Here is an 18984-nt window from a genome sequence, read left to right on the forward strand (position 1 = left end):
CGATGGACATTACGGACATACTGCGCACCCTTGCCGCCCTCTCTGCTGTACTTGCCCTGCTCGGTGCGGGTCTATGGATGGCGCGGCGTTTCGGCGTCGTAGGAGGGGGGAGTGCAGGGCATGGCCGTGTGGCGCGACTGGCGCTGGCCGAACGGATAGCGCTTGACCAGAAGCGCAGCATCGCGCTTGTGCGGCATGGCACCGCAGAGCATCTGATTTTGCTCGCACCCGAAGGCAATATCCTGCTGGGTGATCAGCGGGAAGAGATTGGCGAACCTATGGTAATAGATTTGGTTGCCTGCCGGGCGCTTGCAACCACCGTGCCGTTGCCACCTGCGCCTTCCCAGCCCCTATTGCCCGCACTGCCTGCTATCCGTCACCGTCCAACACGCATCCCGCGCCCCGATCCCTTTCCTGCCCGTTGCGCATGACCCTCGACCCCACTCAGTTTGAGATGAGCCGCCATCTGGTGCAACTCGTCATTGGCCTCACGGTGCTCAGCCTCGCGCCAGGCATCTTGATGACGGTGACGAGCTTTACGCGCATCGTAGTGGCGCTCTCGCTGTTGCGCACCGGCATAGGCGCGCCAGGCGTGCCGCCCAATCCGGTTATCATCAGCCTCGCGCTGTTTCTAAGCTTTTTCGTAATGCAGCCGACGTTTGAAAAGGCATGGGAGGCCGGGGCGGCGCCATATGCTGACGGTACACTGGATGAGAAGGCCGCGTTGGAGCGGGCGTCTGCCCCCTTGCGCGATTTCATGCTGGGGCAGGTGCGGCCGGATGATCTGGCTCTATTTGTTGAGCTGTCGCGCAAGCCCGCACCCGAACGGGCGGCCATGCCGATGGGCGTACTCGTCCCGGCGTTCATGATATCCGAGCTGCGCCGCGCGTTCGAGATCGGCTTTCTGCTGCTGTTGCCGTTTCTGGTGATAGATCTGGCGGTCTCCGCTGTGTTGATGGCGATGGGCATGATGATGCTGCCACCCACCAGCATCGCACTGCCGATGAAGATCATCTTTTTCGTGCTGGTCGATGGCTGGTCGCTGGTGGCTGGCTCGCTGGTGAAAAGCTTTACGGCATGAGGGGGAGCGAGCCATGATGCCCGCTCCCCCATGGCGCGTGTTCTGCGGCGTTCCCCAATCGCCGGGCGAGGCAGACTATTTGGTCAGGAGAGCAATCAGCTCTGCTCCGCCCGTGTTGGTGGCGCCTTCTGCTTCATCCGCCGTAAAGGCTACAGAATAGCTTCCAAAATACCCGGACACCCTTCCATTTGCGAGAACGAGACGAAATGGCGTTTCAATGGAACCCGCTTTGCCACTGATTACTTTGGCCGCGCCTTTATCTATAACAGTATAGCTGTAGGTTGTGCCATCATGAGTAAAATTTTTTACTTCCGGTTTTTCTGCAAGCGCAGGGGACGAAATAGAAAGAGCAGCCGCAGCGGCAGAAATAAACAGCATTCGCATAAGTGATCTCCTCATTTGAATGCCAGACAAACATCCGGTTTTATTTTCGATCTCTTTTTCTCGCGGTGCAGCAATTCATGCAACTGCAAAGAAGGAAAGAGCGGTTGCAAAGCTTGCATTGCCCGAAAATTTTATCGATTTTGCCAGGAAATTCTATATTGTGGATCAGGTCGGCTTGGCGCTTGTTATGATGACGCGATGCACCATATTTTTGCCGAGTGACTCGATGGCGGCGCCGTTAACCACGGCAGCGAATACACGCAGATCCGGGAGGATATGGTCTGGCCCTGCGGCCATCGGCGTTGCCCATGTTCGCAGGTTGATGGCGTGCAGCAGCAACGGAATCTTCTCCGTCACCTCTGCCTGCTTGTCTGCTGACACCTCCAGTTGCACCTCAAAATTGGCGTAGCCGGACAGTCTGCCGTCTGTAGCAACAATGGGAGCAAGCAGGGTTCCTGCCGATATGAATACTGTTTCCGCCTTCGGTGGCGCGGCTTTTGGTGGAGGCGGGCCGAGGAGCTGAGCCACACCATAGGCTGCGCCTCCGCCAAGCCCTAAGCCGAGCGCCAACAGCAGAATCAGTGTGAGCAGCTTCTTCATTGCTTACTGTCCGTTTCCAAACAGCCTCTCAGAAGGCAAAGCCACTGTTTGCCGGAAGCGCGGATTGGTCCGCTAGCAGCACGATGGTGATGCGGCGGTTTTCGGGGCGATTGGGCTGATCGGGGTATACGGGCCGGGTCGCTGCCATCGCCACCACCTGAGTAAAGCGATCCGCCGCCACGCCGCTGGCGATGAGCGCATTGCGCGCGGCGAGTGCACGCGCGCCGGAGAGCTGCCAGTTCGCATCGCTGCTGCCGCCCGCGCCATCGGTATGCCCCTCGACCGCGATGTTGACCTTGAAGTCCTTCATTTTCGCGGCGATCCGCGCCAGCATATTGCGGCCATAGGCGTTGAGGTTCGCGCTGTTGCCCTGAAACATCGATTGCCGGTCTGTATCGGTCAGGCTGACGCGCAGTTCATCCCGCCCCATGTCGGTCATGAAGCTGGTGGGCGCGGCATGATCCTGCGGCACAGCGTCCAGCGCCACCTTCAGCTCCTGCGCCAGCACGCGCAGAGCCGCGCTCGGTACATCGGCGCTGCCGCCACGCGCGACGCCTGCCGAGGCAGCTGTCATCGCCGGGGTGCCTGTGGGCGAGCGGCTGTCGGCCTGATTGCGCTGGGTATGGCCGCCCGTGCCGGGTGAATCGCTTGCGCCAGATGTGGTGCCTGTCGCTTGGGGGGCGCTTGGCGGGCCGGGGGTGAAATATTCGGCCAGTCCTTTAAGTTGCTCTTTATCCGGGCTGGATATGAGCCATAACAGCAGGAAAAACGCCATCATCGCCGTCACGAAATCGGCGTAGGCGACCTTCCATGCGCCGCCATGATGCCCGCCGCCCACCACTTTCTTGACGCGGCGGATGACGATGGGTGCGGCCTGTTTGTCCGTGCCTGCCATGACGGGCTCAGGTCAGCTCACCGAGCGCGTCACTCAGCCTTTGTTGCATAAGCCCCAGCCGCACCAGCGCCAGCGCCTCAGACGCGCACATGCCCTCCGAAAGCCGGTCCAGCATCACCGCGCTCTCATCCGCCTGTTGCGCCAACGCATCGAACAACTGCAGGCTGTCGATGTGGCGCTTGGCGAATGCCTCATCCACACAAAGCATGGCCGCGAGATGCTCAAGATGGTGCCGCATTTCGCGCCACTCATTCGCCATCGCGGTGCACAGCGGATAAACAGAGGGATGGAAGGCCATGACTCACCATGAAGCTAGGAGGAAACGGGCGTGCATTGATCAGGCGAACAGTTCGACATCGCTGGATGCAGATGGCGGACGGAACTGCGCAACCGGGCGCAGGGGCGGGGCTTGGGCGACGAGCGCGCAGGTGGCGATTCCGTCCCAGGCGCGGAATTCCACCTTGCGCGCTTGAGCGCCGCCGACATTGGTCTGGCCAACCGCGATGCCCTCAGTCTTGAGGAAACGCAGCGCGAACTCGGCATTGCGGGTGCCGATCGGCCCGAACGCAGCCTGAATATTGCCGCCGCCAAACACCTGCGCCGAGAGGCGGAGCCGCGATGCGCCTTTCTGCATCATCGCGTTGATGAGCAGCTCCATCGCATGCAGGCCATAGCGGTTCATGTCCGCGGCGGCGACATGCTGGCCCCGCCCCGGTTCGCCCAGCAGGAAATGGTTCATCCCGCCGATATGCGCAATCGGATCATGCAGGCACACAGCGATGCACGAGCCCAGCAGTGTCGTGATCACCGTACCCGGTTCGCTTACCACCGCATTTTCGCCCTGTATGATCGCGATCCTCTTGGTGGGGCCACTCATGGTCATCAGTTCAGCTCCCCAAAGACGCGCTCGATCTTTTCCTTGAGGGCGGCGGGCGCAAAGGGCTTCACGACATAATTGTTGACGCCCAATTCCGCTGCCTTCTGCACGACAGATTTTTCTGAGCTGCCGGTCAACATGATGAACACTGTCTTGCCGATGACGGGATCGGCGCGCACGGCCTTCAGAAACTCCAGTCCGTCCATGTCCGGCATGTTGTAGTCCGAGATGATGAGGTGCACCCGGTCGTTCTGCACGGCGGGCAGAGCTTCGATGGCGCTCGCCTTGTCTCGCACGTCGCGAAAGCCGAGATCCTGCAGCGTGCGGCGGATCATGGCGCGCATACTGGTCTGGTCATCAACCACCATCACCTTGATTGCGGACGCGGCAGGCATGTCAGTGTACCCCCATTGGTTCACGGCAGGCGCGGAGTAGCGCCTTGGGCAATGTATCGAGGCTGACCTCGCGCGTGACCGCGCCGAGCAACTTGGCGGCGCGCGGCATGCCGTAGATTACGCAGCTATTTTCATCCTGCCCCAGCGTTAGTGCTCCCGCCTTGCGCATGGCATGCAGTCCGTGGGCGCCATCCTTGCCCATGCCGGTCATGATGATGCCGATGGCTTTGCGGCCCAATGGCGCACAGCTCTTGAACAGCACATCAACGCTGGGCCGGTGGCCGGAGACGAGCGCTGTATTGCGCAGGCGGATGTGTCCATGCCGCCCACCTGAAAGTTCCATGTGCGTATCTGTGCCTGGGGCGATATAGACGGTGCCGGGCGCCAGCTTTTCTCCGTTGCGCGCCTCGGCAACGCGCATGGGGCAGGTGCGATCCAATCGTGCGGCAAAACCGCTCGTGAACATGCCGGGCATATGCTGCACCACCAAAGTGGGCGGAATATCGGGTGGGAGGGCGGAGAGCAGCGAAAACAAAGCCTCCACCCCGCCGGTTGATGCGCCAATGGCTATCACCAGCTCCGGGTCGCACCCGCCTGATGAGACAACAGTGCGGGGCATATCATGGTTGATTGACCGCATGGTGGAGCGCGCGGCGGCTTTCACCGTCTCACGCAGTGTCTTTGCCTCGCGCATCAGGGCTTCAGGGCCGCCGGCGGGCTTGCCGATGCACTCGACAGCCCCCAGCCGCATCGCTTCGATCGTCGTTTCCGTGCCCTTGGCCGTGAGCGAGGAACACATCACCACAGGCATCGGCCGCAATCGCATGATCTTTTCGAGAAATGTGATCCCATCCGTCCCTGGCATCTCGACATCGAGCAACAGCACATCCGGGTGGAGGTCTTTCAGCATACGCCGCGCGATCTCGGCATCCGGCGCCGCACCGACCACGTCTATGCGCGGGTCCGCCTGAAGAATCTTCTTGAGGATGGCGCGCATCGAGGCGCTGTCGTCCACGATCAGCACGCGCGTGCGCTCTCCTACGGGGATATTCTCTCTCACCGCATAGTCTCCGGCTTGCGATACATGGTGTGGCCGCAGGGGATCATAAAGTCCTTCGCCTTGCTGACGAGTCGCTCGCTATGGCCGATATAGAGTGCACCGCCGGGCACGAGCTGGGCAACAAGGCGCATCTCCAGCTCGGCCTTCGCCTCCTCGTTGAAATAGATCATGACATTGCGACAGAAGATCGCATCGAATGAGTGCCGCCATGGCCAGCGTTCGAAGAGATTGAGCTGGGATGCGGTAACAAGATTGCGTGCTTCGGGCGCGATGGCAAAACCGTCGCGTGTCTCCTTCGCCCACAGCTTGCGCCATGGCTGGGGGATCTGCTCCAGATGCCCCTTGGGATATTCCGCCTTGCGCACGGCAGACACCATTTCCTCCGATATGTCGGTCGCGAAAAGCTGGACGCCCGCACCGCGCGCCCATTGCGCCTCGCGCAGGTCCTGCCCCAGCAGTGTCATCGCGATGGTGTAGACCTCCTCGCCGGACGAGCTGGCGGCGGACCAGATGCGCACAGGCTCACGCATGCTCCGTCCGCGCCAGAGCGGCATCATCTCGTTCCTGAGATGGTTGAAATGATGTTGCTCTCTAAAGAAATGGGTGTGATTGGTGGTTAGCAATTCGATCATTTGCCGCCGCTCGTTCGCATCGCGCCTGACGAGCAAAATGTAATCTCCAAAGTTCTTCAGCTCCTTTTCGCGCAGGCGGCGAGACAGGCGAGAGCGCACCAAGGTCGCCTTCTGCGGGGCAAGGGAGATGCGTGCCTCCTGATGAAGCATGGCCGCAATCTCGCGGAACTCCGCGTCGGTGAGTGGCGCGCCGCCCCACAGGTCACGATCGAGTGGGGTAAGCTGGTTCATGCAGCGGCATCCAGATGGCGAGTGAGGCTTAATGCAGGCACATCAATCAACAGCACCATCGCGCTCTTGTCGCCTTGAGTGGTCTCTGCATTATCCCCGCCGCGGTCGACCACGCGCACAAGCCCTGAAATCATGCTGGTATCCGCGCCATCAAGCGCGGGCGGCGGCTGGATCTCGGCCACGCTCACCGTCACGATGTCGTTCATCTCATCGACCAGAAAGCCGGCCTGCTTGCCATCGAGATTGACGACGAGGATGCACGAGCGCGCATGCGTTTCGCTCGGCGCCCATCCCAACCGCTCAGACAGTCCTACTACTGGCACGACATTGCCCCGCAGGTTGGTGACGCCACGCACATAATGCGGCACGCCGGGCAGAGGCGTCGGTTCCTCCCATTCGCGGATTTCGAGCAGCGATGTCATCGCAATGCCAAACATATGGCCGCACAGAGTGAAGGTGACGATCTTCAGATCATGGGTAACATCAGTGGTTTCCGTCTGGTCGTTCATGCGGCCATTCCTTTCAGCGTAAAGCGCGCGCCCGACGAATTGGCAGCCGAGACAAGCGCGTCTATGTCAAGAATGAGGGCGATGGAGCCGTCGCCAAGTATGGTGGCGCCCGAAAGCCCGGCGATAGGATAGAGGTTCTGATCGAGGCTCTTGACCACCAACTCGCGCCGGTCGTCGATGGTGTCGACCATCAGGCCGATGCAGCCCGCCGTATCGCTCTCGGCAATGATGACCAGACTTTCCTCAGGGCAGCGCCGATCATGAGCACTGAGGCCGAAGATATCGCTCACGCGGCGCACGGGCACATAGCTTCCGCGCAGGTCTATGACCTCGGATGTGGGCGATAGCGCCTTGACCTGACCGGGATTGGGGCGGATGGATTCCACCACATGCGCGAGCGGCACGACGTAACGCTGACCATCGATCCGCACGATCATGCCATCCAATATCGCAAGTGTGAGTGGAAGGACCATCGTGAAGCTGGTGCCTTGCCCCGGAGTAGAACTGATCTCTATGCGCCCGCCCAGCGCCTCGACATTGGTGCGCACCACGTCCATGCCGACGCCGCGGCCTGAAATGTTGGAGATCGTTTCCGCCGTGGAAAAGCCGGGCGCGCAGATGAGATTATCGATGTCTTCATCGGTCAACGGCGTGTCGGCCGCTACGATGCCCTTTTCTATCGCCTTGGCGCGCACCCGCTCCCGGTCAATGCCGCGCCCGTCGTCCGCCACGCGGATGACGATGCGCGCGCCCTTCTGCTCTGCGGAGAGGCGCACGGTGCCTACCGGGTCTTTGCCCGCCGCGATCCGCTCCTCCGGGCTTTCGAGGCCGTGGTCGATGGCGTTGCGGATCATGTGGGTAAGCGGCTCGCCGATCTTCTCGATCACGCTCTTGTCCACTTCGGTGCCTTCGCCCTGCACCTCCAGATTCACCTGCTTGGCGGTAGCGGCGCACAACTCACGCACGATGCGCGGCACGCGGCTGAACGCCTGCCGGATCGGTTGGGCGCGCAGCGACATGACATTGTCCTGTATCTCGCGCGTGAGGCGCGCCAGCTGCGGCAGCTCTACCCGCTCCTGATCCTCCGCCGCGAGACGATCGTTAAGGATGGAGTTGCGTATGACCAGCTCTCCCACGAGGTTCAGCAGCATGTCGAGCCGGGTCACATCGATGCGGATGGTCTGCGCCGCTGCGTCGAGCATCTTGGCGTCGCCTGCGGGCATAGCTGTGGGCGGTGGCGCAGAAGGTACGATTGAGAGCACCGGCGGCGCGGAAACTGGCGGAGTCCTCTCGTCATCCGGGTTGGACAGGTCTGCGGCGGTTACGATCTCTGCCTCTGGCGCAACAATCGCCTCTGGCTCGTTCGCGGCGGTAATGGTTGCGCCCTCCCGACGATATTCAATCAAACTATCGGGGGCTACAAAATCGAAACATTCATCCAGCTCCTGCTGCTCGACCGATCCATCGAGCAGCAATTCCCAGCGAATATAGCCCTGCTCCGGCTCCAGCTCGCGCAAGGGCGGCAGCTTCGCGAGATCGGCATGGATCACACGAGCGCCCATGCGTTCCAGCTCGCGTACCACCAGCAGAGGCTCGGCCCCGTTCGCCATGGCGGCGCGCGAGGGCGCGAAGCTGATGCGCCAGGGGCCGTCATTGCCGTTGCCCTCAGGCGCGGCTATGGCAGGCGCATCGAAATCCTCCAGATCCAGCGCCACGGCAACGGGCACAAAGCCCATATCGTCCGCTTCGGCGGGTTGCGAAGCAGGTTCCGGTGCCGATGGAGACGGTATCGGATGCGTCGCGGCGGCGGCAGGCGCTTCTCCCGCCAGCAGCGCGTTCAGCCCGGCAAGCGCGGTTCCATCCTGCGGCACATCCGCCCGCCCCATCGCCGCCGAAACATGGTCGGACAATGTATCGAATGCGCTGAGCAAGTGCTGGCCGATTTCGGTTGTCGCTGCAATGTCTCCGGCGCGCACCCGATCCAGCACATTCTCGAAGGTATGAGCGAAGGTCAGCAGCGCGTTATGACCAAACGCTCCTGCCCCACCCTTGATCGAGTGGACCGCGCGAAATACGCCCGCGATCACCTCGGCCGAGATGTCGCCATTGGCAAAGGCGGTCAGCCCCGCCTCGGCAGTGCCCAGACCCTCGACGCACTCCTCGAAGAAGATCGCCTGGATCTCGTCCAGTTCCTTGTCCTCGCTCATGAGCACACACGGCGGATCGCCGCCCCCAGCTTTTCCGCGTCAAAAGGCTTGGTGATCCATCCCGTGGCCCCGGCATTTCGCGCGCGGGATTTTTTTTCGTCTGAGAACTCTGTGGAGAGAACGAGGATCGGCGTGCCGCGAAATTCGGGCAATGCGCGCACCGCCTCGATCAGCTCGAAGCCGTCCATATGCGGCATGTTGATATCGGTGATGAGCAGATCGGGGTCTAGCTCCTTCATGCGTTCCAGACCCTTGCATCCGTCTTCTGCACCCTCGATCGCGTAACCTTGGGCTGTAAGTGACACCTTGAGCAGCATCCGCATGCTCGCGCTGTCATCCACGGTAAGAATGAGCTTGCTCATTGCATTGTTTCCCCTTTTCCGGTGAGGCCGAGAATGTCTGCCAGCCCCAGCGCATCCAGCCGCGCGATCAGCGGTGCCTGCGCATTTTCAATCTCGAATGGAATGTTCAGCCGATCCGCTTCCTGTCGCGCCGCGATCAGCAATTGCAGTGCGGCCTGTCCGATGTTCACGGTCTCGGAAGCATTTATAAGGATCGCGGATTCATGATCGGCGGCGAGCACCAACCCGGCGCGCAAGTCTTCAGCCATCAGCGTGGTCACATTGGGTGGCAGGCGCAGGCGGCCATCGGCCTCAAGACCATCCATGGGGCCATCAAGCAGCTTGTGGGGTGAGTCCATTTTTCGCCTCGTCTAATGCGGTTTCGAGTTGTTGAAATGTCGGAGCGTATGCGGAAGGGGTCATCCGCCGGGCGATCTCGATGGCGACCTGCACGGGGAGGCTCTGCGCGTATCCGACGATCGCGGTCTTCGCGAGGATATAGGGCTTGCTGTCCGCCTCAATCGTCTGGTTCAGCTTTGAGGCGAGCGGCCCGACGATGCAGTAGCTGAGGAGCACGCCCATGAAGGTGCCGACCAGTGCGCCGCCGATCATGCCGCCGAGTATCTCGACTGGCTGGTCGATCGACCCCATGGTCTTGATGACGCCCAGCACGGCCGCAACGATACCGATGGCGGGCAGGCCATCGGCCATGGTCTGGAGGGCATGCTGCGGCTCGGCTTCCTCGTGATGATGGCGGTCTATGTCTGCTTCCATCGCCTCGGCCATCTGGTTCGGGTCTTCGAAGTTGACCGTCATCATGCGCAGATAATCGCAGATAAACTCGATCAGGTGGTGGTCCGCCCCGATGCGGGGAAAACGGCTGAAAAGGCTGCTCTCGTGTGGATTGTCGAGATGAGGCTCCAGCGCGGTGGCGCCGTCCTTGCGAAAAAGCGTCAGCAACTGGAACAGCAGGGTGAGCAGATCGAGATAGTCGCTGTCCTTCCAGCGCGAGCCTTTGAAGCTGCGCGCCAGCCCTTTTCCAGCGAGCTTCACCGTGTGCATGGTATTGGAGACGATGAACGCGCCAATAGATGCGCCGCCGATCGCCATCATTTCATGTGGCAGCGCGTGCAGGATGATGTCCATCTTGCCACCCGCCATCACGAAGCTGCCGAACACGCAGACCAGGATGATGATGAAGCCTACGCCGTTCAGCATGATGCGGGCCGTTCCCTCACGATTAAGACATTGCTTATCGGGAATTATAGGACGGGCGACCGCAGGCCGGTCATCATCTGACCAGAATGTTTACCATAGTGTCGGAATCGTCCTTGTATCGGCCGCCCAAGCGGCCTTGCGCGCTATAATGAGGTGATGTTTGCGCAGTTCATGCGCGCCGGGAGGAATTATGGGCCTGTCTGCCTATCAGCGTGCACGCGGCTTTGCAGAGGCGCCACGCAGCACGGAGCATCGCCTGCTCGGTCAGGTTACAGGTGCGTTGATCGAAGCGGATCGACGTGGCCTCAAAGGAGCGGCACTTGTAGACGTTATCCATTGGAACCGCGAGGTCTGGGTCACCTTTGGGGCGACCTGCGCCGATGGGGCCAACCGTCTGCCCCCGCCCTTGCGCGCCAGCATCATCTCGCTCTCATTGTGGGTGGACAGGCACAGCAGCGAAGTGATTGCCGGGCGCGCAGCAATTGTCGATCTTATCGAAGTCAACCGCCTCATCATGGACGGGTTGGCGGCCGGATAGCTGCTCAGCTTTCCTTCAGACGCGGCATCAGCTGGACAAAGTTGCAGGGCTTGAAGCGGCTGTCGAGCTGAGTGACAAGGATGCCGTCCCACCCGTCCTTCACCGCACCGGGGCTGCCGGGCAGCGCAAAGATATAGGTGCCGTTCGCCACGCATGCGCATGCGCGCGACTGGATGGCCGAACTGCCGATCTTCTGAAAGCTGATCAGGCGAAACAGTTCACCAAAGCCGGGTATGAACTTCTCCGCCACTTGAGCCAGTGCTTCTGGAGTCACATCTCGCCCTGTAACGCCGGTTCCACCAGTGGTGATAATGCAATCGACCTGTGGATCTTCTATCCACTCTTGAAGGCGCTCGACGATGCGCTCGACATCGTCCGTCTCGATGACGCGGGCCGCCAGCTCATGCCCTGCATCATGAATGCGTTCGACCAGTGCATCGCCAGAGCGGTCATCGTGCAGCCCGCGCGTATCCGATATGGTCATAAGTGCGATGCGGACCGGCAGAAAAATGGCATTGGCGTCGATTGGCATGGTCAGCGGCTGATCCGGTAGCTGAGTTCTACAGGCTTGCCGTTCTTCAGGGTCGGGAAAGCCGGCCAGCGTCCCTGCGCCATCGCGGTGAGCGCCTCCGCCCTGCCGGTTTCACGCAGATCATACATCCAGTAGTTGCGCATGACGATATTCACATATGCGCGTGTCTCGTAATAGGGGAGGGATTCCATGAAGAGCAGCGGGTCGCCATTGTCGCGCACCTGAGTGTTCCAGCGTTCGACCGGCGCTGGCCCGGCGTTATATGCTGCCATAACCTTGGGCAGAAGGCCGCCGGTCGCCTTCATGTCGCGGAGTTGTTCCAGATACCTCTGGCCATATTCCATGTTGGTGGAGGGGTTCGCAAGGCGAGCCGCGCTGACGGTATCACCCGCCACCAGCCGCGCAGTACCAGGCATCACCTGCATTAGTCCGCGCGCGCCGGCAGGGCTGACGGCATCTGTGCGGAAGCCTGATTCCTGTAACGCATGCGCAAAGACCAGCGCCGGATGAATCCGCCAGCCGCCTTCCGGCACCCAGCTTGGACGGGGGAAGCGGCCAAAGCTGCCGCCATCATGCCCTGCAGGGCCATGCTGGGCGAGCCAGATTTGCGTCGCAGGCAGATCGAGCGTGTCGGTAAGTGCCAGGAGCGAATCATAATCGCGCACGGTTCCGATTGCTGCCTGATGGCGCAACAGCCGGTCGGCGCGGTCGTTCTCGCCAATCTCATGGAGGGAGAGGGCCGCGCGCACGGCTGGCTTGTCCATTATCGCGGCGGAACGCATGGGGTTGATGGAGGCCTGCGGCGCTTCCAGACCCAAGGTCTCGCGCGCCAACATGCCGTAAAACGTATCCGCCCTTTGCGCAGCGCGTTTCAGCAGAGCGTTGACCTTCTCCGGCTGCCCGGCATTCATCCACGCGCGCGCAGCCCAATAGGCACCTGCCGCCCGCATGTCTTCGTTGGAGGCAAGCGCATTGACGCGCTCAAATGCTGTTGCTGCAGTGCGTGGATCGTTGCTCCGCCAGTTTGCCAGGCCAATGGTCCACTGAGCCTGCACTACCCAATCGCCTGTGGAGCCGCTCTCCAGCGCGCGCGCGGCAAGGCGGCGTGCATTCGTATCGTCGTTGCCGATATAATAAGCCCAGGCTACGCGCTGACGGGCCTCTGCGAGACCATCGGCAGAGAGAGTCGCTTCTATCTCTGGCGTAATGAGCGCTTCGGCTGCGCCGGGCGTATCCGCCTTGATATAAGGCTGGATTTGCGCAACGAGCGCCTGCGCGGCTGTGTCCTGTCTGACGGTTGGCGTATATTGACGCTTGGGCGCCGCACCCAGCCACATCAGCTTTTGCACCTGCGGCCCATCCGGCAGAATATCGGCCCCGCGCTTCTTGGCCATGCGCGCAAGCTGCGCCGACTCTGGCAGCCAGCTCGCCTTGTTCATCAGGTCCAGCAGGTCAAACAGCTCCGCGCGTGGGGAGTTTTTGGCAGTATAAAGCTCTGCAAGCGCGACGGCGCGGACAGGGTCATCCCGATCCAGCGTACCGATGCGCGCTTTCGCTTCCGCCCAGTTTGAAGCCCGTAATGCTGCAAACAAGGTGCGGTAATTGTCCTGCACTGAGAGCGGCGCAACCGCGCTCTGGGCTTCGGCGCTATTCTGGGGTGGGGTGAGCGTCGGCTCGGCACGGGCAATATTTGCCTGCAACGCCAGCGCGCCCGCCATGATGGCGATCAAAGATGCTCTCACTGTCCCCAACCTTTGACCAGATCCCGCAATGCTTGCCACGCACCTGCCTTGGCCATTGGCTGAGCCAACATAAGCCTGGGATGCGCAACCGCAGCGGCTGTGACGATGCCGCCCGAATGGTTAACAAAAGGTAAATTTTTTGTAACATCAAGGCTGTCGGTCGGACCTAGAACACGGTTCACCTGATCTCCCACCAGCAGGAGCGAAGTGGGAGCAACGAGGCCGACATGATGCCGCATCCTTGCGATCAGTCTCTCAAGGGTCGGTGGGTCAATCATTCCGCTCGCAGGAGCGATGAGGCTCATGGATGCCCAATAGCAATCCGCAGGAGCAAGGCCGATTGCGCGTATCATCCTTGAAAGCAGCATCATGCCCTGTTGATCGAACGGAGTTCCGGGACCGTCCGCTTTAGGATCGGGGGCATGGGTGAGGATCATCAGGCGCGGCGCGCGCGACCCGGCGGGCAGGACACGATGACCGGGCCAGCCTGCTTCGGGCAGGTCTGCGGCATGTGCCAGAAAATCATGAAAGGCGTCGAGCGTATGTGGAAAACCCGTCGGACTGGCTGGCGCAAGCGCCATAGGGGATGGGGGCCGCTTTGGCTTCAGCCAGTTGACAGAATCCTCGCTAACAGGACTGTCTACCCCTGCCAGTGTCCACCACGCCATCAGCCCATCTAGCTGAGCACGCGTGGCTTGCGATTCCCTAATCATGAATTCATCCATAGGCATAAGATGCCATAGGCGCATGGCTTGACGAACGCGTCAAGAAGGGTCATCGCGCCAGTGTGTTAAACTGTTGGAACAGCGCGCTAGCCAGAAGCGATAAGGCCATGCGTCACGCCCGATGGAGACGAAAATGAGCGAACGCGAGTCAATGCCCTATGATGTTGTGATCGTCGGCGGAGGCCCGGCGGGCCTGTCTGCCGCTATCCGGCTGAAACAACTTGCCAATGCGGCGGGGAGGGAGATTTCGGTCTGTATCCTCGAAAAAGGATCGGAGATCGGTGCGCACATCCTGTCCGGTGCGGTGATAGACCCGAAGGCGCTCGATGAGCTGTTGCCGGAATGGCGCGAAATGGGCTGTCCGCTGGCAGATGTGCCAGTGACGGATAACCAGCACTGGTTCCTCACCAAAGGCGGAAAATTCGGCATGCCGCACATCTTCACACCCAAATTCATGCATAATGAGGGCACTTACACCGGCTCGCTCGGCAATCTGTGCCGTTGGCTGGCGGAGCAGGCTGAGGGTTTGGGCGTGGAAATCTTCCCCGGTTTCCCTGCAGCAGAGATTCTCTACAACGAGGATGGCTCCGTGAAGGGTGTGGCGACAGGCGACATGGGCGTTGACCGAGAGGGCAACCACAAGGGCGACTATCAGCCGGGCATGGAACTGCATGGGCGCTATACCCTCTTTGCCGAGGGCGCGCGCGGACATCTGACCAAGCAGCTCAAGGCAAAATTCGCGCTGGAGGCGGATTGCGAGCCGCAGGTCTATGGCCTCGGCATGAAAGAGCTGTGGGATATCGATCCCGCCAAGCACAAGCCGGGCCTCGTCATCCATACCCAAGGCTGGCCGCTTACGGATGCCTATGGCGGTGGCTTCCTCTATCATCAGGCGAACGGGCAGGTGGCACTGGGCTTTGTGGTCGGCCTTTCCTATCGCAATCCGCATCTCTTCCCGTTCGAGGAGTTCCAGCGGTGGAAGCAGCACCCGGAAATCCGCAAATATCTGGAAGGCGGCAAGCGCGTCTCCTATGGCGCGCGGGCGATCAACGAGGGCGGCTGGCAATCCGTACCGAAGCTGGAATTCCCCGGCGGGGCGCTGATCGGCTGCTCGGCGGGCTTCGTCAACGTGCCGCGCATCAAAGGTACACACACGGCGATGAAATCAGGCATGCTGGCCGCTGAAAGCGTGTTCGACGCCGTGGTGGCGGATCGCGCGGGCGATGAGCTGGGCACTTATGAGAGCACGTTGCGCTCAAGCTGGATTGCCGACGAACTGCAACTCGTGAAAAACGCCGAACCCGCCGTCTCCAAATTCGGCGGCACGCTGGGCACTATCCTTGCGGGCATCGATATGTGGATGCGGGTGCTGAAAATCGGCCTGCCGATAACGATGAAGCACAAGCCCGACCACACCAAGCTGTGGCGGAAAGAGCATTGCCCCAAGATCGACTATCCCAAGCCCGATGGCGTCATCAGCTTCGACCGGCTGTCTTCAGTCTTCCTTTCCAACACCAATCACGAGGAAGATCAGCCTTGCCATCTTCAGCTCAAGGATCCTTCCGTTCCGATCAGCTACAATCTGCCGCTCTATGACGAGCCGGCGCAGCGCTATTGCCCGGCGGGAGTCTATGAAGTGGTAGGGCTGGACGAGGGCAATCCACGCTTCCAGATCAACGCGCAGAACTGCGTCCATTGCAAGACATGCGACATCAAAGACCCGACGCAGAATATCAACTGGGTGACGCCGGAAGGTGGCGGTGGCCCCAATTATCCCAATATGTGAGCGGGCGGTGCTGCGTTTGAAGCGCTGGCCTGGTCTTATGCCGGTTGCTGTGCTGCTGGCTCAGCCGGCTGTGGTAGCTGGCGCTTCGGCTGCCAGTACCCTCACTATGGAGCAGCAGAGGCTGGGCGCCTATGTAGAGGCGCGCATGGCCGAGAGCGATGGCGCGGTCCAGAATGCGGCGCGGGCATACGCGCAGGCGCTTAGGCTTGATCCTGCAAGCCCAGATATAGCAAGTCGTGCATTCCGTCAGGCTGTGCTGGCGGGAGACAGGGCGCTGGCGTTGAAGGCTGCGCGGGCGCTGGATGCTGCAGGGCTTTCGCAGCCCGATAGTTCTGTCTTGTTGCTCATCGATGCGATGGCGCGCAGCAAGTGGAAGGAAGCCTCGGCCCTGCTGGAACGGATTGAACAGGAGGGCAATTTCGCCTTCATCGTGCCGTTCATGCAGAGCTGGGTGTCGATGAAGGACGGACCATATGATCCACCGGTCGTGCCGGTGGACAAGCCCTACGCCGTGTTTGCCGTACGCTATCTGGAGGAGCAGTTGCTTCTCCAGCGGCTGGCGCTTGGCGATGGTGTTGGGGCGGCGGACACTTTCTTGCAGGCACGAGCGCGCGGCACAGCATTCGGCCCGGCCCAGCGGGACGCGATGGCCGCCCGCTTTGCTGCACTGGGACGGGCTGATCTTGCGAGAGACTTGCGTGGGACTATGCAGCCGGCATCCACTAGCTGCGCCGCCGTGTCTCATGACTTTACCCCCCAGGGCGGGTTGTCGCGCTTGCTTGCCCGTCTCGCGCTTGATCTGATCGGTCAGGGTGATCCGACTGCCACCTTGAGCATCGCGCGAATGGCCAGCTTTGCAGATGACACCGACGATGACGTGCGTTTGCTGGTAGCGCGCGCTGCGCTGGTCGCGGATTTATATGCAGAGGCGCGCACGGAGGCGGAGAAGGCTGGCCCATGCTCGCCTGCCTATCTGGAGGCGCAATCCCTTAGGTTGCGCGCGATGATCGCATCCGCAGAAGACGCGGAGGCTGTGGCAGAGGCACGGCGCATAGCTGGCGCAGGGGATGCGCACACCTTGCGCCTCTTGGGCGATGTTCTCTCACAGACCAAAGACCACAAAGGCGCAGTCGTGGCCTATACACAGGCGCGCGCGCTGATGCAGGACAAGGATGACCCCGCTTTGTTGCTGCAACTGGCGGCTGCGCTGGAGCAGTCCGGCAACTGGCGCGATGCGAAACCTTTGCTTGAAAAGGTGGTAGAGCGCGCACCAGACAGCACTGCCGCTCTCAATTATCTAGGCTATGCCATGGCCGACAGAGGCGAGGATTTGCCCCGCGCCATTGCACTGCTGGAGCGGGCCAATCGCATCGCGCCCAAGGAGCCCGCCTTTATCGACAGCCTGGGCTGGGCGTTGTTCAAGGCGGGGCAGCCAGATAAGGCGCTTCCCCTTATCGAGGGGGCGGTGGCCGCTGCGCCCGGCAATGCTGAAATCAACGAGCATCTGGGTGATATATTGTGGGCGCTGGGGCGGCGTTTTGATGCGCGGGCGGCATGGCGCGCGGCTCTCGTCGGGCTGGATGCGGACAAGGGTGAGGACGCGGTGCGCATGCGCATCAACCGCAAGCTCGATTTCGGGGCGGAGGTGCCCAAGCCCGCATCATGAGCCTGATTGCCGAAACAGCCTATGCCAAGATCAACCTTGCACTGCATGTGCGCGCAAGGCGGCCCGATGGCTATCACGATATCGAAACCGTTTTTGCCTTTTGCGCGGATGGCGATGGGATATCGGCGGAAGCTGCGGACGAGCTTTCGCTAAGTATCACCGGCCCTTTTGCCGACGGCTTGCCGGTGGACGAAGGCAATCTCGTGCTAAGGGCGGCAGGGGCGATGCAGGCGCATTTCAATGTGCGTACCGGTGCCCGGATCACTCTCGACAAGCGCCTGCCGGTGGCGGCAGGGCTGGGTGGTGGATCGGCGGATGCAGCTGCCGCCGCGCGGGCGTTGAACCGGCTTTGGCGGCTGGACGCATCCGAGGCGGCGCTGTGTGATGCCATAGGCCGGCTGGGTGCCGATGTGGCGGCGTGTGTTGCCTCCCGGCCCGCACTGGGGAAAGGGGTGGGGGATGCGTTGTTGCCACCTCCGGCTGATACCCCTGTATCGGCAACACCGATACTTCTCGTAAACCCGCTGAAGCTCTGCCCCACTGGGCCGGTCTATCAGGGGTGGGACGGCGCGGATCGAGGTTCGCTTGCCATTGTCCGCTCCGGCTGGCGCAATGATTTGACACCCGGCGCGGTGGCATTGGTGCCCGAAATCGGTATGGCGCTATATCTATTGGACGAGATCGGTACGGCGCATTTCGTGCGGATGTCCGGCTCTGGCGCAACCTGCTTCGCCCTTTTCGAGACTGAGGCAGCGCGCGATGCGGCGCGGGATGAGATTGCCGCACAACAGCCCGACTGGTGGACCTGCGCGAGTGTGCTGCGGTGAGCGAGGTCTTCCGCATCCTGAAACATGGCGACGTGCCGATCCTGATCGTGTCCGACCACGCCTCGAACCATGTGCCCGAAGACGTTGATCTGGGTGTCGCGCCGGAGCTGCTCGATCAGCATATCGCGCTCGATATCGGCGCGGCAGAAGTTGCGGGGATATTGGCGGAGCGTCTGGCGTGTACCGCGATCCTGGGCGGCATATCCCGTCTGGTCATAGACCTTAACCGCGAAGAAGATGCGCCGGGCCTGCTCGTTACCGCGAGCGATGGCCACGCCATCCCTGGCAACCGCAGCGCCAATGTGGAAGAGCGCCTCGGCCGCTTTCACCGCCCCTATCATCATCGGATTGAGCAGCTGCTGGCGGGTATTGATCGCCCGTTCATCCTCTCAATCCATAGCTTTACGCCCAGCCTTGCGACAGACCCGGATCAGAAACGCCCGTGGGAGATCGGCGTGCTGTATAACGAGGATGACCGCGCCGCGCGCATAGCCATCCCACTACTGCAGGAGGCCGGACTGATCGTGGGCGATCAGTTGCCCTACTCCGGGCGCCAGCTCAACTACACTATGAACCGCCATGCTGAGGCGAATGGCATCCCGTATCTCGGTGTCGAGCTGAGACAGGACATATCCTGCACTGCTGAAGGACAGGCACGCTATGCCGGGATACTCGCGCCGATTGCACAGCAGTGCCGCGCCTTGCTTGCATAAGATGTACTGAGGGAATAGAGGCAGG

Annotated in this window: 23 protein-coding genes; 7 read left to right on the forward strand and 16 right to left on the reverse strand. The window is 61.3% G+C overall.

All coding sequences use genetic code 11. The annotated features are described in order from the left end of the window. The first annotated feature begins 2 nt into the window (after positions 1-2). Both EQG66_RS09980 and fliP read left to right on the forward strand, forming a co-directional pair. Positions 3-431: a flagellar biosynthetic protein FliO gene (locus EQG66_RS09980; RefSeq protein ID WP_129404447.1), complete on the forward strand. Its 429-nt coding sequence runs from the start codon at positions 3-5 to the stop codon at positions 429-431. Then, a complete protein-coding gene (gene fliP / locus EQG66_RS09985) occupies positions 428-1081 on the forward strand; it encodes a flagellar type III secretion system pore protein FliP (protein ID WP_129404448.1) in 654 nt (217 codons plus the stop codon). The genes EQG66_RS09980 and fliP overlap by 4 nt, the downstream gene beginning before the upstream one ends. Positions 1082-1156: 75 nt before the next feature. Here fliP and EQG66_RS09990 read toward each other — a convergent pair whose 3' ends face one another. The 13 genes from EQG66_RS09990 to motA all read right to left on the reverse strand — a co-directional run bounded on the left by EQG66_RS09990 (position 1157) and on the right by motA (position 10430). Beyond that, complete coding sequence (locus EQG66_RS09990; RefSeq protein ID WP_129404449.1) at positions 1157-1465, reverse strand: hypothetical protein; 309 nt, start codon at positions 1463-1465, stop codon at positions 1157-1159. A 165-nt stretch (positions 1466-1630) separates the two neighbouring features. After that, the gene (locus tag EQG66_RS09995; RefSeq protein ID WP_129404450.1) at positions 1631-2065 is read right to left on the reverse strand and encodes a hypothetical protein; all 435 of its coding nucleotides are present in this window, start codon (positions 2063-2065) and stop codon (positions 1631-1633) included. 28 nt (positions 2066-2093) lie between these two features. Then, positions 2094-2960 (reverse strand): flagellar motor protein MotB, encoded by an 867-nt coding sequence (locus tag EQG66_RS10000; RefSeq protein WP_129404451.1) that lies wholly within the window; start codon positions 2958-2960, stop codon positions 2094-2096. 7 nt (positions 2961-2967) lie between these two features. Next, complete coding sequence (locus tag EQG66_RS10005) at positions 2968-3258, reverse strand: hypothetical protein (protein WP_129404452.1); 291 nt, start codon at positions 3256-3258, stop codon at positions 2968-2970. 39 nt (positions 3259-3297) lie between these two features. Then, positions 3298-3843 carry a chemotaxis protein CheD gene (locus EQG66_RS10010; RefSeq protein WP_129404453.1) on the reverse strand — a complete coding sequence of 182 codons (546 nt, stop codon included), beginning with the start codon at positions 3841-3843 and terminating at the stop codon, positions 3298-3300. Further along, positions 3843-4232 (reverse strand): response regulator, encoded by a 390-nt coding sequence (locus tag EQG66_RS10015; protein ID WP_181951797.1) that lies wholly within the window; start codon positions 4230-4232, stop codon positions 3843-3845. Before EQG66_RS10015 ends, EQG66_RS10010 begins: the two co-directional genes overlap by 1 nt. A gap of 1 nt (position 4233) precedes the next feature. Next, complete coding sequence (locus tag EQG66_RS10020; RefSeq protein WP_281273934.1) at positions 4234-5292, reverse strand: protein-glutamate methylesterase/protein-glutamine glutaminase; 1059 nt, start codon at positions 5290-5292, stop codon at positions 4234-4236. Then, the gene (locus tag EQG66_RS10025; RefSeq protein WP_129404454.1) at positions 5289-6155 is read right to left on the reverse strand and encodes a CheR family methyltransferase; all 867 of its coding nucleotides are present in this window, start codon (positions 6153-6155) and stop codon (positions 5289-5291) included. Before EQG66_RS10025 ends, EQG66_RS10020 begins: the two co-directional genes overlap by 4 nt. Further along, positions 6152-6664 carry a chemotaxis protein CheW gene (locus EQG66_RS10030; RefSeq protein ID WP_129404455.1) on the reverse strand — a complete coding sequence of 171 codons (513 nt, stop codon included), beginning with the start codon at positions 6662-6664 and terminating at the stop codon, positions 6152-6154. Before EQG66_RS10030 ends, EQG66_RS10025 begins: the two co-directional genes overlap by 4 nt. Beyond that, positions 6661-8871 carry a chemotaxis protein CheA gene (locus EQG66_RS10035; RefSeq protein WP_129404456.1) on the reverse strand — a complete coding sequence of 737 codons (2211 nt, stop codon included), beginning with the start codon at positions 8869-8871 and terminating at the stop codon, positions 6661-6663. Before EQG66_RS10035 ends, EQG66_RS10030 begins: the two co-directional genes overlap by 4 nt. After that, entirely contained in the window at positions 8868-9233 is a 366-nt protein-coding gene (locus EQG66_RS10040; RefSeq protein WP_129404457.1) for a response regulator, read from the reverse strand. The genes EQG66_RS10035 and EQG66_RS10040 overlap by 4 nt, the downstream gene beginning before the upstream one ends. Next, on the reverse strand, positions 9230-9571 hold the full coding sequence (locus EQG66_RS10045) for a hypothetical protein (RefSeq protein WP_245988022.1): 342 nt from the start codon (positions 9569-9571) through the stop codon (positions 9230-9232). The genes EQG66_RS10040 and EQG66_RS10045 overlap by 4 nt, the downstream gene beginning before the upstream one ends. After that, complete coding sequence (gene motA / locus EQG66_RS10050) at positions 9546-10430, reverse strand: flagellar motor stator protein MotA (protein ID WP_129404458.1); 885 nt, start codon at positions 10428-10430, stop codon at positions 9546-9548. The genes EQG66_RS10045 and motA overlap by 26 nt, the downstream gene beginning before the upstream one ends. Positions 10431-10620: 190 nt before the next feature. Here motA and flaF point away from each other — a divergent pair, with 190 nt between their 5' ends. Continuing rightward, positions 10621-10968, forward strand: coding sequence for a flagellar biosynthesis regulator FlaF (gene flaF / locus EQG66_RS10055; protein WP_129404459.1), 348 nt, complete (start codon positions 10621-10623; stop codon positions 10966-10968). Between the two features lie 4 nt (positions 10969-10972). On the opposite strand, the gene moaB is transcribed toward flaF, so the two are convergent. Genes moaB through EQG66_RS10070 form a run of 3 tightly spaced genes read right to left on the reverse strand, consistent with a single transcriptional unit; the run spans position 10973 to position 13955 of the window. Further along, positions 10973-11500 (reverse strand): molybdenum cofactor biosynthesis protein B, encoded by a 528-nt coding sequence (gene moaB, locus EQG66_RS10060; RefSeq protein ID WP_129404460.1) that lies wholly within the window; start codon positions 11498-11500, stop codon positions 10973-10975. Between the two features lie 2 nt (positions 11501-11502). Continuing rightward, entirely contained in the window at positions 11503-13218 is a 1716-nt protein-coding gene (locus tag EQG66_RS10065) for a lytic transglycosylase domain-containing protein (RefSeq protein ID WP_129404542.1), read from the reverse strand. Positions 13219-13238: 20 nt separating this feature from the next. After that, positions 13239-13955 carry a uracil-DNA glycosylase family protein gene (locus tag EQG66_RS10070; RefSeq protein ID WP_164975657.1) on the reverse strand — a complete coding sequence of 239 codons (717 nt, stop codon included), beginning with the start codon at positions 13953-13955 and terminating at the stop codon, positions 13239-13241. A gap of 145 nt (positions 13956-14100) precedes the next feature. On the opposite strand from EQG66_RS10070, the gene EQG66_RS10075 reads away from it, so the two are divergent. From EQG66_RS10075 to EQG66_RS10090, 4 genes are read left to right on the forward strand one after another with little or no spacing between them, the layout of a single operon-like run. After that, positions 14101-15753 carry an electron transfer flavoprotein-ubiquinone oxidoreductase gene (locus tag EQG66_RS10075; protein ID WP_129404462.1) on the forward strand — a complete coding sequence of 551 codons (1653 nt, stop codon included), beginning with the start codon at positions 14101-14103 and terminating at the stop codon, positions 15751-15753. Next, positions 15728-17419 carry a tetratricopeptide repeat protein gene (locus tag EQG66_RS10080; protein WP_129404463.1) on the forward strand — a complete coding sequence of 564 codons (1692 nt, stop codon included), beginning with the start codon at positions 15728-15730 and terminating at the stop codon, positions 17417-17419. The genes EQG66_RS10075 and EQG66_RS10080 overlap by 26 nt, the downstream gene beginning before the upstream one ends. After that, positions 17416-18246 carry a 4-(cytidine 5'-diphospho)-2-C-methyl-D-erythritol kinase gene (locus tag EQG66_RS10085; RefSeq protein WP_181951798.1) on the forward strand — a complete coding sequence of 277 codons (831 nt, stop codon included), beginning with the start codon at positions 17416-17418 and terminating at the stop codon, positions 18244-18246. Before EQG66_RS10080 ends, EQG66_RS10085 begins: the two co-directional genes overlap by 4 nt. Then, the gene (locus EQG66_RS10090) at positions 18243-18959 is read left to right on the forward strand and encodes an N-formylglutamate amidohydrolase (RefSeq protein ID WP_129404544.1); all 717 of its coding nucleotides are present in this window, start codon (positions 18243-18245) and stop codon (positions 18957-18959) included. Before EQG66_RS10085 ends, EQG66_RS10090 begins: the two co-directional genes overlap by 4 nt. Positions 18960-18984 lie beyond the last annotated feature (25 nt).

It is taken from the genome of Sphingobium fluviale, from assembly GCF_004122115.1.
Taxonomy (GTDB): Bacteria; Pseudomonadota; Alphaproteobacteria; order Sphingomonadales; family Sphingomonadaceae; genus Sphingobium; species Sphingobium fluviale.

Bases quoted from the DNA above. Each gene is read 5' to 3' on its own strand.
- EQG66_RS10000 (WP_129404451.1), bottom strand. From the start codon at position 2,960: ATGGCAGGCACGGACAAACAGGCCGCACCCATCGTCATCCGCCGCGTC.
- EQG66_RS10010 (WP_129404453.1), bottom strand. From the start codon at position 3,843: ATGACCATGAGTGGCCCCACCAAGAGGATCGCGATCATACAGGGCGAA.
- flaF (WP_129404459.1), top strand. From the start codon at position 10,621: ATGGGCCTGTCTGCCTATCAGCGTGCACGCGGCTTTGCAGAGGCGCCA.
- EQG66_RS10025 (WP_129404454.1), bottom strand. From the start codon at position 6,155: ATGAACCAGCTTACCCCACTCGATCGTGACCTGTGGGGCGGCGCGCCA.
- EQG66_RS09995 (WP_129404450.1), bottom strand. From the start codon at position 2,065: ATGAAGAAGCTGCTCACACTGATTCTGCTGTTGGCGCTCGGCTTAGGG.
- EQG66_RS10015 (WP_181951797.1), bottom strand. From the start codon at position 4,232: ATGCCTGCCGCGTCCGCAATCAAGGTGATGGTGGTTGATGACCAGACC.
- EQG66_RS10030 (WP_129404455.1), bottom strand. From the start codon at position 6,664: ATGAACGACCAGACGGAAACCACTGATGTTACCCATGATCTGAAGATC.
- moaB (WP_129404460.1), bottom strand. From the start codon at position 11,500: ATGCCAATCGACGCCAATGCCATTTTTCTGCCGGTCCGCATCGCACTT.
- EQG66_RS10005 (WP_129404452.1), bottom strand. From the start codon at position 3,258: ATGGCCTTCCATCCCTCTGTTTATCCGCTGTGCACCGCGATGGCGAAT.
- motA (WP_129404458.1), bottom strand. From the start codon at position 10,430: ATGCTGAACGGCGTAGGCTTCATCATCATCCTGGTCTGCGTGTTCGGC.
- EQG66_RS09990 (WP_129404449.1), bottom strand. From the start codon at position 1,465: ATGCGAATGCTGTTTATTTCTGCCGCTGCGGCTGCTCTTTCTATTTCG.
- fliP (WP_129404448.1), top strand. From the start codon at position 428: ATGACCCTCGACCCCACTCAGTTTGAGATGAGCCGCCATCTGGTGCAA.
- EQG66_RS10035 (WP_129404456.1), bottom strand. From the start codon at position 8,871: ATGAGCGAGGACAAGGAACTGGACGAGATCCAGGCGATCTTCTTCGAG.
- EQG66_RS10065 (WP_129404542.1), bottom strand. From the start codon at position 13,218: ATGGCGGGCGCGCTGGCGTTGCAGGCAAATATTGCCCGTGCCGAGCCG.
- EQG66_RS10045 (WP_245988022.1), bottom strand. From the start codon at position 9,571: ATGGACTCACCCCACAAGCTGCTTGATGGCCCCATGGATGGTCTTGAG.
- EQG66_RS10070 (WP_164975657.1), bottom strand. From the start codon at position 13,955: ATGATTAGGGAATCGCAAGCCACGCGTGCTCAGCTAGATGGGCTGATG.
- EQG66_RS10075 (WP_129404462.1), top strand. From the start codon at position 14,101: ATGAGCGAACGCGAGTCAATGCCCTATGATGTTGTGATCGTCGGCGGA.
- EQG66_RS10085 (WP_181951798.1), top strand. From the start codon at position 17,416: ATGAGCCTGATTGCCGAAACAGCCTATGCCAAGATCAACCTTGCACTG.
- EQG66_RS09980 (WP_129404447.1), top strand. From the start codon at position 3: ATGGACATTACGGACATACTGCGCACCCTTGCCGCCCTCTCTGCTGTA.
- EQG66_RS10040 (WP_129404457.1), bottom strand. From the start codon at position 9,233: ATGAGCAAGCTCATTCTTACCGTGGATGACAGCGCGAGCATGCGGATG.